Source organism: Streptomyces halobius (genome assembly GCF_023277745.1).
Classification (GTDB): domain Bacteria; phylum Actinomycetota; class Actinomycetes; order Streptomycetales; family Streptomycetaceae; genus Streptomyces; species Streptomyces halobius.
In genome coordinates this window covers 8,996,738-9,009,633 of record NZ_CP086322.1, presented here as the reverse complement: position 1 = coordinate 9,009,633, position 12,896 = coordinate 8,996,738, and the positions used below count along the sequence as shown (strand labels likewise).

Genomic DNA, 12,896 nt, shown 5'->3' with positions numbered 1-12,896 from the left:
ACATGTCCGCGCTCGGGCGGCGGGAGGAACGGGAGGACTCGCCCGAGGGCTATCCGCAGACCCCGCCGTACGAATGGTGGAACCGGCACGACGCATACGGTGAGGACGAGCCGGCGCAGGAGTAGCCGGACCGGACTCGCCGAGGCCGCCGCGGCCAAGGGGACTGAGTCTGCCGGGGCGGTGCCGGCGGCGGCCGGAGAGCGGCAACTGGCAGTGGGGCGGTAACCGATCGGAATCGGTTACCGCCCCACTGCCGCCCAACCCGCCGGATCTCCGTACCGGACCGGTCCTGACCACCGGGATCAGGCCACCGGAATCAGACCACCGGTGCCGGGTAGGTCGGGTACTCCACCCCGGAGACGTGCTGGACGACGCGGATGACCTGGCAGGAGTAGCCGAACTCGTTGTCGTACCAGAGGTAGAGGATCGCGTTGTCGCCCTCGACCTTGGTCGCGCCGGCGTCGACGATCGAGGCGTGGCGCGAGCCGATGAAGTCGTTCGAAACCGCGTCGGGGGCGCTGATGAAGTCGATCTGACGCTTGAGCGGCGAGGTCAGCGACACATTGCGGAGGTAGCCGAGGACCTCCTCGCGCGTCGTGACGCGTTCGAGCTGCAGGTTGAGGATCGCGATCGAGACATCCGGCACCGGGACCCGGATCGAGCTGCCGGTGATCTTCGCCTTGAGGTCGGGCAGCGCCTTGGCGACGGCGGAGGCGGCACCGGTCTCGGTGATGACCATGTTGAGCGGTGCCGAGCGGCCGCGGCGGTCGGACTTGTGGTAGTTGTCCAGCAGGTTCTGGTCGTTGGTGAACGAGTGGACGGTCTCCACGTGGCCGCGCCGCACGCCGTACTCGTCCGCCATCGCCTTCAGCGGCGGGACGATCGCGTTGGTGGTGCAGGACGCACAGGAAAGGATCTGCTCGTCCGGCTTGAGCATGTCGTGGTTGACACCGTGGACGATGTTCGGGACGTCGCCCTTGCCCGGCGCGGTCAGGACGACCTTCTCGATGCCCGGGCGGAGGTGCGTCGACAGGCCCTCGCGGTCGCGCCACTTGCCGGTGTTGTCGACGAGGATGGCGTCCTTGATGCCGTACGCCGTGTAGTCGACCTCCGAGGGGTCGTTGGCGTAGATCACCTTGATCTCGTTGCCGTTGGCGATGATCTTGCTGTTCGCCTCGTCGACGGTGATCGTGCCCTGGAACTGGCCGTGGATGGAGTCACGGCGCAGCAGCGAGGCGCGCTTGACGAGATCCTCGGCGGCCCGGCCGCCGCCTCCGCGGACGACGATGGCACGCAGCCGCAGGCCGTTGCCGGAGCCGGACTTCTCGATCAGCAGACGGGCGACGAGGCGGCCGATACGGCCGAAGCCGTAGAGGACGACGTCGCGCGGTTCGCGACGCTCGATCTTGTCGGCCCCCGTGGCCCCGGCGACGGCCTCGGCGGTGAACTCCGCCACCGGGAGACCGCGGTCGTCGGCCCTGTAGGTCGCGGCGAGCATGCCGATGTCGATCTGGGACGGGCCGAGGTCGAGCGCGGTGAGGGCCTGCAGGAACGGCAGCGTCTCGGTGACCGAGAGCTCCTCCCCCGCTATCTGCCGGGCGAATCGGTGGGTCTTGAGGATGCTGACCACCGACTTGTTCACCAAGGAGCGGCTGTGCAGCAGGACCGTGACGTCCCGCTCCCGGTGCAGCTTCCCGATGATCGGGATCATCGACTCCGCGATCTCCTCGCGGTTCTTCCAATTGGTGAACGAGTCGTCATTGACAGTCACAGGCTTATCTTTCGAGCTAGGCGGTGCTCATATGCTAACCCCCCGGCTTTTCGCCCTTTCACTCGGTACCACGTGAGCGGGATGCGGGGTCCGAGATTGCAGGTTTTGACCGCTCTGCCCCCCGCTCATGCGTCAGGTCGTCGACCAGGCTCCAGGCTCGACCAAGCGCCTGAAAGATCTCATTTCACCCTTATGACTCGTTTCCTGGCCGGTACTCGCTGGAAGGCAACTCCGGGTATCCAGCTCCGGCCCGTCCCCACATGGGGCCGGAGACAGAGAATGAGGAGAGCGGAAATGGGCACACCGCACCATAACGGCGAGAAGCGCTTGAGCGCCGAGGAAATCTCCCTACTCATGGAGGGCGGAGAGCTCGGCGCCAGAAAGCGGGCGGGGGCCAGGTCGGCCGCTCCGGCGTTCATCGAGCCGGAGAAATTGCAGAAGGAGATCGAGCTCCATGTGTGCATGGGGCTGAACGCCTGCCGGAGGCACGGCGTCGACGGGTCCGGCGACATGGCCGGAATGGGGAACTGCGCGACCGTCTTCCACGTCTGTCACGGCGCCAACGCGTGCCGGGCGCAGGGCGGTTGCGGTTACAGCGGCAGCGACGCGGAGCAGGCCAAACCCGGTAATCAGGATTGCCGTTGGAACGGCAGCTGCGCCAGCCCCATCAACGAGGGGAGGGTGCATGCCGCCGGGCCCTATCGCGGCACGAGCGTATGGAAACGGGCCCGCAAGATCTTCGAGGAACGGATGTATGAGGCCGGGATTCCCTTCGGCCCCTCTCCCGGCGAGGGTTTCCCGGACAACCTGGTGCCCAGGTACGAAGAGAAGCGGAAGATTCCCAAAGGCACCAAGGGCTCCGGCGTATGACCGTCGGCGATGTCCCGGCCTCCGGGCCCGCGACGCGACGGAATACCCCGTCCCCCTTGCCGGAAAGAGGCTTGGGATTGCCGGAAAGCCCCTTGGGATTCGGCGTCGGGCTGCGCACCCCGCATCTCGGACATGTGCTGGGGCACTGGCCGCACGTGGACTGGTTCGAGATCATCTCCGAGAACTTCATGGACTCGGGCGGCTATCCGCGCTACGCGCTCGACCGGATCGCGGAGCGCTATCCGGTGGTCATGCACGGGGTCTCGCTGTCGATCGGCAGCACCGATCCGCTCGACCTCGCCTATCTGGGCCGGCTGCGCCTCCTGGCAGACGCGACCGGGGCGCGCTGGGTCTCCGACCACATCTGCTGGACGGGCGTGGCCGGGATCAACACCCACGACCTGCTGCCGGTCCCGTTCACCGAGGAGTCATTGGCCCATATGGTCCGCCGGGTGCGGGCCGTACAGGACTTCCTGGAACGTCCGCTGGTACTGGAGAACCCCAGCAGCTACGCGGAGTTCACCGGGTCGGCGATGAGCGAGTGGGAGTTCGTCTCCCGGCTGGCCGACGAGTCCGGGTGCGGACTGCTGCTGGACGTCAACAACATCTATGTCTCCTCCGTCAACCACGGCTTCGACCCGGAGGAGTACGTACGGGCGCTGCCGCACGAGCGCGTGGTGCAGATCCACCTCGCCGGCCACACCGACCTCGGCACCCACATCATCGACACCCACGACCGTCCGGTGGCCGACCCGGTGTGGCGGCTGTACCGGCTGGCGACCTCTCTGACGGGTCCGGTCCCCACCCTGCTCGAATGGGACGACCGCATCCCCGCCCTCCCCGAACTGCTCGACGAGCTGGCCAAGGCACGCCGGTACACCGCCGCGGCCGGGAACACGAGGGCGCGGGTGCTCTGTGGCTAGTCCACCGGTCACCCTGGCCGACACCCAGCGCTGGCTGCAGCACGCCATCCTCACTCCGGACGGGCCGCCGGACGCCGTCGACGAAGTGCTCACCCCTTCCACCGAGTTGAGCGCCCGGCAGCGGCTCGACGTCTACCGGCGCGGCTACCGCCTGCGTCTGCTGGAGGCGATGCGCGAGCTGCACCCCGCCCTGCGGGCCCTACTGGGCCCCGAGCTGTTCGACGATTTCGCGCTCGACTACCTCGACGCCCGCCCCTCCCGCTCGTACACCCTCTGCCAGCTGGACGCACGGTTCGTCGAGCACCTCTGCGCCCATCGGCCCGACCGCGGTCTGCCGGACGGCCAACGCGAGGGCTGGGTGGACGTGATCGTCGATCTCGCCCGCTATGAGCGGGCCTTCGCCGAGGTCTACGACGGCCCCGGCACCGAGGGCGGGGCGCCAGGATGGTCCGGCACCGTGCCGGCACCGGCTTCGTGTCTGCGGGTGCTGCGTGTCTGTGCGCCCGTGCACACCTACCACGCGGCGGTCCGGCGCGGGCGGCCCGCCGAACCGCCCGCGCCGGGGCCCGTACACCTGGCTCTTTGGCGGCGCGACTACACGATCAAGGTGACCGAACTGGAGCCGGACGCCTATCGGTTGCTGTCCGCACGGCTCGCCGAAGGCGGCGCATGACGACGCTCCCCGGCCATGCCATGACGTCAGTTCCCCATGAGTGAATGAACGTGAGTGAAGGAGCATCCACGATGGTCACCGCAACTCTCACCAAGGAATTCGTGCCAGCCGTCCTGGACATCTGGCCGGTGGACCCCAAAAGCGACAAGGAGGATATGGAGCAGCTGGAGAATCACCTGCTCCAGGCCGCCTATCTGGAGATGTCGACGGTCCCGATGTATCTGTACGCCCTGCTCTCGATCGAGACGCGGGGCTACTCCCAGTGGGATCCGGGAATGGGTGCGTCGCGGCTGATCCGCAGCATCGTGGTCGAGGAGATGCTGCATCTGTCCCTGGTGCGGAACATTCTGGTCGCGATCGGCGCCCGGAAGAAGATCAAGTTCTACGACAAGAAATTCGTGCCAGCCTATCCGTCGCTCATGCTGCACCGCTGGCCCGAGCTGACCTTGCATCTGGGGCCCTGCAGCAAGAAATTGGTCAAGGACGTCTTCATGGAGTTCGAACTCCCGAGACAGGACGTGACCACTCTGGAGGCCATCCCGGACGGCTGGTACCGGACCATCGGCGAATTCTACCAGTCCGTGGGGGAACGTATCAAGGCCCTCGACAAGAAGACCAAGGGCGAGCTCTGGCAGACCAAGGAATCGGAATTCCAGTACGTGGAGGTGTACTGGAACAAGGACGGCGGTGGCGAGCCGGTCCTCGTGCACGATCTGAAGAGCGCGCAGGACGCCGTGAAAATCATCGTGGAGCAGGGGGAAGGGATCGATCCCAAGAGCCCCTCGGTGCCGATCGACCCGCTCAACCCGAAACCCGGACTCGATGAACTGCCCCACTACACGAAGTTCAAGCGGATCGCCGACGGGGTCGAGCCGCTGGGGAACGTCTACAACCTTCCCACGGACCCGAAGTCCACGGACTACGACAAGAAGAGAGAGCCCGCGGCACACGCCATCAACACGCTGTTCAACGCGGCGTATTGCTACACGTTGCACATGCTGGACGTCATCTACGAGACGTCGTGGAAAGATCTCGCGCCGGGCAAGGAGAATCACCGCTATCACCTGGAGCGCACGTTCATTTCCCTGATGCAGGGCGTGCTGGTGACCGTGGCCGAGACCATGGTCGCCAGCGAGCTCAACATCGGCCCCCTCATTCCCCAGAACCCGGGGCCGACGTTCGAGTTCTACCAGCTGCCCGCAACGGGCAAGAAGGCCCACCTCATCGATCTCTGCGAGCAGGCCATGCACCACTTCCCCCAGCTCGGCGGGGACAACAGCGTGCTCTGGCTGCTCAACAAGATGCCGGACGTCTGATCCGCCGGCACGCGGTGGTGGCCTGCCCCAGGGCCGGGGCGGGCCACCACCGCTGTCGCGCGCAGGTCACCTCGTCCTACCTTCCCGGGAAGGGCCCGCCGGTTGTCGCTCCAGCAGTTACCGTTCCGGCGGTTGTCGCTCGCTCCGGGACGGCGTCGGGCCGTAGGAAGCGCTGGATGATCAGGCGCAGGGTGGGGAGTTGGTCGGCCGGACTGAAGGACGGATCGGTGGCGGCGTTGATGTAGAGAGCGGCGATGAGCGCCATGACCCAGGCTGCGGTGTCGTCCGGGTCGAGGTCGGGGTCGATCTGGCCCGCTGCGGCCGCGTTCCGCAGCACGGTGGTGAGGGTGGACCGCTCCTCGTCGTTGTCCCGGCTCAGCAGCGCTTCGAGTTCGGGGTCGCGGTATGCCTGGATCATCGCCTCCATGACGAGGGCCGGGGCCAGCGGCTCCCTGGCGGGGGCGGTGAGAAGGTCGACGGTGTCGAGGAGGGCGGTCAACGGATCGTCGGCGGCACGAGCGGCAGCGAGACGCTCGTACTTGGTGGGGGCGTTTTCGCACTCACCGTGCCGGTCGTGCCCGTCGTACCGGACCTGCTCTCCATGCTGGTCGTGCCGGTCGGCCTCGCCGTGCTCGTCATCCTCGAAAACGGCGTGGAAGATCGCGCGTTTGTTGGGGAAGTAGTGGAACAGGTTGCCCGCGCTCATGCCGGCGGCCTTGCAGATTTCTGCCGTGGTGGTGCGCTCGAAGCCCTTGGCGGCGAAGAGTTCGGCCGCGGCATTGACGATGTGCCGGCGCCGTGCCCGGTGTCTGGCCGGGTCGACTGTCCTCAACGTGGCCTCCTCCTCGTCGGCTCTCGACTCCTCCGGATCCTGCATGACTGATGGCTCATTATAGACCGAGCGCTCGGTCTATAATGACGAGCATGACGAGGGGTACGGCCGGGGCAAGGGGGAACGTGAGGATGCGCAAGGGACTTGAGCAGGGCACGCGGGGTGACCGGCTCACCGTGCTCCGCGAGCCGGTCTGGCGCACCGTGTGCGTCTATCTCACTCTCGCGCTGGCGGGGGCGGGTATCGGCTGGCTCGTCGGCCTCCTGGCCGACTGGCTCGTGACGCTCCCCTGGGCACCGCTGCAGGGGCCGGCCGAGCTCCTTGCGTCAATTCCCGCTCCGTGGCTGCCCGTTGCGGGATCGGTGGCAGGGCTGGTCCTCGGACTCGTGGCCCAGCACGAGCAGTTGGTGATCCGCCTGTCCGATGACCGCGTCGAGCTCATCTGCAAGGGCCGGGAGCAGGAGTTCTCGCATGACGCCGTCGCCACGGCGTTCCGGGACGGCAAGCGCCTCGTCCTGATCGGCCACGATGGTGGTGAACTCACTCGGCAGGAGTGCGATCTGGACGCCGGCCGCGTTGCCGACGCCTTTGCCGAGCATGGCCACCCCTGGGCGGATGCCGATCCGTACGAGGACGAGTTCCGCCGCTGGGTCCCGGAGTCTCCCGGGCTGCCGGAGGGGGCGAACGCCCTCCTCAAGGCCCGCCAGAAGGCGTTGGAAAAGGAAGGGCCCTCCGACGATGACGTTCGGGACCTTCGTGAGGAGCTGGCGCGTCTCGGTGTCGTCGTGAAGGACGAGAAGCGACGTCAGTTCTGGAGGACGTTCCGGCAGTCGGGTCCCGCTTGACCTCAACCTCACCGGTGTCACCGCCATCCTCGACCGCTACGTGCGCGGCGGCGAGGGCGCGGCCGAATCCGAGCTCGACGACGCCTGACGACCCTGGCGCACCTCCGGAATGGGCGCGGCATGGGAGTGGATCCGGGTGTTCAACCGGGATCATCCGAAGGCCGGGCGGGGCGACTACGCGGGCGACGAGGCCGTGTGGCCCGATGCCATCAGCGGCGTCTGCGCCCCGTCCCCTGATACCGCCGAGCACCTCGCCGTCGCTTCCCTTGCCGACACCTTTGACGTGCTCGTCCACATCCGCCGGGTGTCTCCGGTGCGGTGGTTGCCGTGAGCGGTGGCCGACGACCAGCCTGACACCCAGGATTACCGATCGGCCCCGGCCCGCAGCCACCAGGGCTACCGCTCCGAGTCAGCCGGCCCACTCCGGTCCGCAGCCCGGGACGACCGCTTCCGCCACCATGCAGCCACCCACGACGCGATGAAGAACAGCGGCAGGGAAACCCCCACCATCAGCGCAGAACCGGTGACCGCGCTCAACAGAAATCGGCCGCCCAAGCCCACCACGCCGTAGTAGTAGCCGAACGCCGCGACCATCAGCAGCACATATCCGCCGATGGCGGTGCCGACCACCTGGCGGATCAGGCCGGGCCATCCCCGTCGAGCGGGAACGGGGACAGGGGCCCCGGCGCGCCGGGGCCCCGGCCGCCGGGGAGGCTGTTCGGTGTGCTCCGGGGGTCGGCGCAGGAGGAGCAGGCCGACCCCGAGGTAGCCCATGACCAGCAGATAACCGGTCAGCATGAGGGCGAGGTTCAGTGAGGTGGGGAGCACTCCAGGGACCCTTCGATCACCCGTGGGCCGTCATTGCCCGTCCCTCAGCAGGAAGTGCCAGCCACGGACGAAGGTGTGCCAGCCGAACCACAGCCACAGCGCGAACAGCGCCCATCGCCCCACCGGATAGCGCATGACCGCGCGCATGGCATCGCTGAGCGTGGGAAAGACGTCGCCCGCCCGGATCAGGGCAATGCCCTCCCAGGCGAACACGGCACCGAAGAGCACCGCCCAGACGATGTATCCGAACACCGGACGCTCTGCCACCACAGCCTCCCACCACACTCGCGTACTCGCCCCGCCGTACCAGGGCAGCCGAGTCGATCATGCGTCACAGCGGGCTCAAAGCGGTGGATACGACGCTGATGCGGCCGGGTCTGTCGTAGGACCAGGACGACCGAGGCGGCACGGGCTGGAGCGGGTCCGCTTATGACCGACGGCAGACGGCGCCGTTATGAGGTACTGGCCGCGTCGGTGTCGCACGGCGAGCTCCGGGTTCCGGCCGGGGCCCGGCGCAGTACGCTCACCACGGATGTGGACCTGACCCGGATCAAGGCCCTGGCCGACACCGGTGTGCCCATGGCCCGTGTCAGCGCGCTGCTCGCCGCCGGGCCCGAGGAGTTCACCCGGGCCGTCGAGGAGATCGACAAGGTGTTGGACTGGGATCCCGAGGATTCGAGGCTGCCCGAACTCGCCGCAGAGACAGAGGCCTGTCACTGTCCCCTCCCCTGTTGGTCCATACCTCTTGACGAGAGGTATGGACCAACTTACGTTGTGGGCACCTGACCCCTCGGTGACACCCCGTCACAAGACGAAGGGAGCACAGCGTGATCGGTCGACTGTCGCGTCTGCTGAGGGCCGGCCTGGCGATGACCTTCGTCATGCCGATGCTGGTCGCTGCGGCACCCGCCGGCGCGCCCCGCGACGACGCATGCGCGGTCAAGCCGAGGCCCTCGGGCAAGGTCCTCCAGGGGTATTGGGAGAACTGGGACGGCGCGGCGAACGGTGTGCACCCACCCTTCGGCTGGACGCCGATCACCGACACCCGCATCCGTGAACACGGATACAACGTCATCAACACGGCGTTCCCCGTCATCCGCGCGGACGGCACGGTCCTCTGGGAGGACGGAATGGACGCGACGGTGAAGGTGCCGACCCCGGCCGAGATGTGCCAGGCCAAGGGCGACGGCCTGACCGTCCTGATGTCCATCGGCGGTGCGTCGGCCGGTATCGACCTCAACTCCAGTGCCGTCGCGGACCGTTTCGTCGAGACGATTGTCCCCATCCTGAAGAAGCACCACTTCGACGGCATCGACATCGACATCGAGACCGGCCTCACCGGAAGCGGCGACATCAACCAGCTGTCGGCCTCGCAGACGAACCTCATCCGCATCATCGACGGCGTACTCGCCCAGATGCCTCCGGACTTCGGTCTGACGATGGCCCCCGAGACGGCCTACGTCACCGGTGGCAGCGTGACCTACGGATCGATCTGGGGCGCATATCTGCCCGTCATCAAGAAGTACGCGGACAACGGCCGGCTCTGGTGGCTGAACATGCAGTACTACAACGGCAGCATGTACGGGTGTTCCGGCGACTCGTACGCCGCCGGCACGATCGAGGGCTTCACCGCGCAGACGGACTGCCTCGACAAGGGGCTGACCGTCCAGGGCACCACGATCAGGGTCCCTTACGACAAGCAGGTCCCGGGGCTGCCCGCGCAACCGGGCGCCGGTGGCGGCCATATGCCTCCGAACCTGGTGACGCAGGCATGGCATACGTACGACGACGGCTTGAAGGGCCTGATGACCTGGTCGCTCAACTGGGACGGGTCGAAGGACTGGACGTTCGGCGACAACGTCAAGGCTGCGCAGGGCCGCTGAAACGCCCGGCACCTCGTGGCGACATCACCGTCCGACCCGCACGGTCACCACGCGCCCGGAGGCTTCGGTCACGAACAGCTCGCTCCGAGGATCGTGGCCGCCGAAGCCCCAGGGGACGCGGACGCTGGTGGGCATGCGCAGCCCCGCCACCAGGACGCAGGAGCGGCCGGTCGCCGGATCCACCCGGATGAGTTCGCCGTCGCGGAAGCCGGCCACCACCAGGTCGCCGTCGAAGTGGGTGAGGTCGTCAGGTCCGCGGCCCGCAGTCCACGCCTCGTCCTTCGTACCGTCCGGGCGTATCTTGAGGACGCCGGCGGCAAACTCGCGGCCGAGGGAGAAGTTGCCGTCGGCGTCGATGGCCAGGCCGTTGAGGCCGGAGATCCCTTCCACGACCTTTTCCGGTTCCGGCTCGGCGGCGGTGGGGTCGAAGCGCATGATGCCGCCGCCCGAGAGCCCCGAAGCAAGCGGGTTCACACCGTGGTTGACGTACATCATCCCGTCCGGGCCGCGCCGGATGCCGCCCGGTCCGTTCACCGGGAAGCTGGTGCGGAGCGTCCCGTCGGGGCGTATCCCTCCACCCGGTGCTGGGTGATGTGCGCGTCCCAGAGCGTGTAGCGCTTCCTCCGAGGCCGACGAAGGCCGACAGCTACGTCACCTCGCGCACAGCCTCTCCGTCGACGCCCTCGCCCCCCTCGAACCCGTCGAACCGGTCGATCATGAGCATCGCCACATCGTCCGCCAGACGGTCCCGAGTGTGGCGGACCAGTCCCTGGTGCAGTTGTTCCAGGAACTCCGCCGGGGTGCGGGCGCGCACCGCTTCCATCGCCTCGGACAGGGCGAAGAATTCGTTGTCGCGATTGCGGGCCTCGGTCACACCGTCGGTGTGCAGCAGCAGACGGTCACCCGGTGCGAACGGATAGCTCTCCGCCTTGACGGAATGGCCGGTGATGAAGTCTTCCAGGCCGAGCGGCGGCAGCGGCGAGGCGGGGTGCAGGGCCTCCGTCTTGCCCTCGCGCAGCACCAGCGGGGGCGGATGCCCCCGGTTGACCAGCTCGACCACGGGGCGGTCCGGCACCTGAGCCAGGAGCGCGGTGACGAATCCCTCCGCCAGCGCCTCGTGATCGACGGCACCGGGCACGGCGCACTCCCGCTGCAGCGCGGCCGCGCAGTGGTTCATCACCTCGACCAGTTCGTCCTCGTAGTGCACGGCCTCCCGGAACGCGCCCAGCACGGCCGCCGCCGAGCGCACGGCAGGCAGACCCTTCCCCCGGACGTCCCCCACGATCATGCGGACCCCGTATCGGGTCTGCACGGCCTCGTACAGATCACCGCCGATCTGCGCGCCCGTCTCGGCCGCGAGGTACATGCTGGCCGCCCGCACCGGGCCCAGCCGGGCGGGGACCGGCCGCAGCAGGACCTCCTGTGCCGCCTCGGCGATCCGGCGGACCTGGTTGAGCTCGTTCTGGCTGCGCGTACGCATGGCTCTGCTGATGAGGACAGCGGCCACGGACACCAGGAGCAGCGCCAGAAGATTCGTGTAGACCATCTGTGTGCCCCACGCCTGGTTGTAGGTGGCGGTGATCACGCTGACGACCAGAGCGACGGCGGCTGCCGTGATGGTGCCCTTGGGACCCATCGACACCGCGGCCAACGCCGGCGTCGCGGTGAGGAGGGGGCCCGTATACACCACATGTACGGGTGTGAGCTCGATGGCCACCACAAGCAGCGCGATCGCGAACGGCACACCCCGCACGAAGGCGAAGAGGACCCGGCTGTGACCGCTCGCTCCTGGCGGGGGAGGCGAGCGGAGAGGCGACCGCATGCGTCCAGCCTGCCTCGGTGAATCTGAATATTCCACCCGGTGGGCCCAGAAGCATGGGGACGACAGCCCGCGCGGGCCCGCCACTCTGCCACCGGGCGCGGGCACGCTTACGACAGTCGCACCACCTGTGACGACGCGTGACCGCACCGGCCGGCGTCGCCGGCATGCGTATGTCGCGGCGGGACGGTGCGGTGCGGGCGGCGGGGGGCAGCGCGGGGCGGGCAGCGCAGGGCGGCGCGGCAAAGGCGGGATCGTAGCGGAGAGATGCCGCGCCTTGCGGGCTTTTGAGCACCGTCGCTGAATCGGTTCGTTTGCCTAATGCAACGTTTAGCGTGGCCCACGCCCCACAGCAGCCCAGGCGCCGCATCGCCCGTCGGCGAACCGTGGCCCCCTCCAGGAGGCATGATGAAATCGCACGCCCGTAATACGAGGCCCGCACCCCGCCGTGGCCTACTGATCACCGCCGTCGTCGCCCTCGTCGCGGTCATCGCCACCGTGTCCGTGTGGCTCTCGCAGAGAGACACTTCCGCGGACGAGCCGGTCTCCGCCAACCTCCCGGCAGCAGCGGCCGGCCCGGCCGCCCAGCAGGACGGTGGGGCGGACTCGCTCACCGCGCTCGACAAGACCTTCCTCACCAAGGTGCGGCAGGCCGGGCTGTGGGAGATACCGGCGGGCCGGCTCGCCCAGACACGCGCTTCGAGCGAAGCCGTCAAACGCGCCGGCACGCATCTGCTCGACGGGCACAGCAAACTCGACCAACTGGTCCGTGAGGACGCCGACGCACTGAACGTGCCGATCCCCGATGAGGCCACCCCGGAACAGCAAGGCTGGGTCGATCAGTTGAAGAATGCTCGGGGCAGCGCCTTCGATCAGCTCTTCGTGGACCTGCTGCGGGCGTCCCACGGCAAGGTCTTCATCACCATCGGCGAGGTCCGCGCGGCGACCAAGCACCCGCTGGTACGGCGCCTGGCGACGGTGGCGAACGACACCGTCCAGGACCACATGGAGGTGCTGGAGGACACGGGGCTGGTCACGGATGCCACTCTCGACGATGTCGCCTCGGCCGTGCCGAAGTGACCCTCCGTCCCGTATGCGTGCCGGTCCGAGGGCGGGACGTGTCGTTCCGGCCACCA

The 12,896-nt window shown here is 67.9% G+C and carries 16 protein-coding genes; 10 read left to right on the top strand and 6 right to left on the bottom strand.

The window, feature by feature from the left end:
* The first annotated feature begins 2 nt into the window (after positions 1 to 2).
* Entirely contained in the window at positions 3 to 125 is a 123-nt protein-coding gene (locus K9S39_RS40880; RefSeq protein WP_248868332.1) for a hypothetical protein, read from the top strand.
* 191 nt (positions 126 to 316) lie between these two features.
* On the opposite strand, the gene K9S39_RS40875 is transcribed toward K9S39_RS40880, so the two are convergent.
* A complete protein-coding gene (locus K9S39_RS40875; protein ID WP_248868331.1) occupies positions 317 to 1,771 on the bottom strand; it encodes a glyceraldehyde-3-phosphate dehydrogenase in 1,455 nt (484 codons plus the stop codon).
* Between the two features lie 294 nt (positions 1,772 to 2,065).
* Here K9S39_RS40875 and K9S39_RS40870 point away from each other — a divergent pair, with 294 nt between their 5' ends.
* The 4 genes from K9S39_RS40870 to K9S39_RS40855 all read left to right on the top strand — a co-directional run bounded on the left by K9S39_RS40870 (position 2,066) and on the right by K9S39_RS40855 (position 5,553).
* Entirely contained in the window at positions 2,066 to 2,641 is a 576-nt protein-coding gene (locus K9S39_RS40870) for a hypothetical protein (RefSeq protein ID WP_248868330.1), read from the top strand.
* 77 nt (positions 2,642 to 2,718) lie between these two features.
* Positions 2,719 to 3,564, top strand: coding sequence for an MNIO family bufferin maturase (bufB, locus tag K9S39_RS40865; RefSeq protein WP_248868329.1), 846 nt, complete (start codon positions 2,719 to 2,721; stop codon positions 3,562 to 3,564).
* On the top strand, positions 3,557 to 4,237 hold the full coding sequence (locus K9S39_RS40860; RefSeq protein ID WP_248868328.1) for an HvfC/BufC N-terminal domain-containing protein: 681 nt from the start codon (positions 3,557 to 3,559) through the stop codon (positions 4,235 to 4,237). Before bufB ends, K9S39_RS40860 begins: the two co-directional genes overlap by 8 nt.
* Positions 4,238 to 4,308: 71 nt before the next feature.
* On the top strand, positions 4,309 to 5,553 hold the full coding sequence (locus K9S39_RS40855; RefSeq protein WP_248868327.1) for a ferritin-like domain-containing protein: 1,245 nt from the start codon (positions 4,309 to 4,311) through the stop codon (positions 5,551 to 5,553).
* Positions 5,554 to 5,629: 76 nt separating this feature from the next.
* On the opposite strand, the gene K9S39_RS40850 is transcribed toward K9S39_RS40855, so the two are convergent.
* Positions 5,630 to 6,385: a TetR/AcrR family transcriptional regulator gene (locus tag K9S39_RS40850; RefSeq protein WP_248869203.1), complete on the bottom strand. Its 756-nt coding sequence runs from the start codon at positions 6,383 to 6,385 to the stop codon at positions 5,630 to 5,632.
* A 131-nt stretch (positions 6,386 to 6,516) separates the two neighbouring features.
* Here K9S39_RS40850 and K9S39_RS40845 point away from each other — a divergent pair, with 131 nt between their 5' ends.
* Positions 6,517 to 7,230 (top strand): YqeB family protein, encoded by a 714-nt coding sequence (locus tag K9S39_RS40845; RefSeq protein WP_248868326.1) that lies wholly within the window; start codon positions 6,517 to 6,519, stop codon positions 7,228 to 7,230.
* Positions 7,231 to 7,339: 109 nt separating this feature from the next.
* Positions 7,340 to 7,561 carry a hypothetical protein gene (locus tag K9S39_RS40840; RefSeq protein WP_248868325.1) on the top strand — a complete coding sequence of 74 codons (222 nt, stop codon included), beginning with the start codon at positions 7,340 to 7,342 and terminating at the stop codon, positions 7,559 to 7,561.
* A gap of 65 nt (positions 7,562 to 7,626) precedes the next feature.
* Here K9S39_RS40840 and K9S39_RS40835 read toward each other — a convergent pair whose 3' ends face one another.
* The gene (locus K9S39_RS40835; protein ID WP_248868324.1) at positions 7,627 to 8,058 is read right to left on the bottom strand and encodes a DUF6256 family protein; all 432 of its coding nucleotides are present in this window, start codon (positions 8,056 to 8,058) and stop codon (positions 7,627 to 7,629) included.
* A gap of 30 nt (positions 8,059 to 8,088) precedes the next feature.
* Positions 8,089 to 8,325 (bottom strand): DUF6186 family protein, encoded by a 237-nt coding sequence (locus K9S39_RS40830; protein ID WP_248868323.1) that lies wholly within the window; start codon positions 8,323 to 8,325, stop codon positions 8,089 to 8,091.
* 162 nt (positions 8,326 to 8,487) lie between these two features.
* Here K9S39_RS40830 and K9S39_RS40825 point away from each other — a divergent pair, with 162 nt between their 5' ends.
* Positions 8,488 to 8,844, top strand: coding sequence for a hypothetical protein (locus tag K9S39_RS40825; RefSeq protein ID WP_248868322.1), 357 nt, complete (start codon positions 8,488 to 8,490; stop codon positions 8,842 to 8,844).
* A gap of 44 nt (positions 8,845 to 8,888) precedes the next feature.
* Complete coding sequence (locus K9S39_RS40820) at positions 8,889 to 9,941, top strand: chitinase (RefSeq protein ID WP_248869202.1); 1,053 nt, start codon at positions 8,889 to 8,891, stop codon at positions 9,939 to 9,941.
* Between the two features lie 24 nt (positions 9,942 to 9,965).
* Here K9S39_RS40820 and K9S39_RS40815 read toward each other — a convergent pair whose 3' ends face one another.
* Together K9S39_RS40815 and K9S39_RS40810 are read right to left on the bottom strand one after the other, a co-directional pair.
* Positions 9,966 to 10,475: an SMP-30/gluconolactonase/LRE family protein gene (locus tag K9S39_RS40815; RefSeq protein WP_248868321.1), complete on the bottom strand. Its 510-nt coding sequence runs from the start codon at positions 10,473 to 10,475 to the stop codon at positions 9,966 to 9,968.
* Positions 10,476 to 10,587: 112 nt separating this feature from the next.
* Complete coding sequence (locus tag K9S39_RS40810) at positions 10,588 to 11,763, bottom strand: PP2C family protein-serine/threonine phosphatase (protein WP_248868320.1); 1,176 nt, start codon at positions 11,761 to 11,763, stop codon at positions 10,588 to 10,590.
* A gap of 402 nt (positions 11,764 to 12,165) precedes the next feature.
* Here K9S39_RS40810 and K9S39_RS40805 point away from each other — a divergent pair, with 402 nt between their 5' ends.
* The gene (locus K9S39_RS40805) at positions 12,166 to 12,840 is read left to right on the top strand and encodes a DUF4142 domain-containing protein (protein ID WP_248868319.1); all 675 of its coding nucleotides are present in this window, start codon (positions 12,166 to 12,168) and stop codon (positions 12,838 to 12,840) included.
* Positions 12,841 to 12,896: the final 56 nt, after the last annotated feature.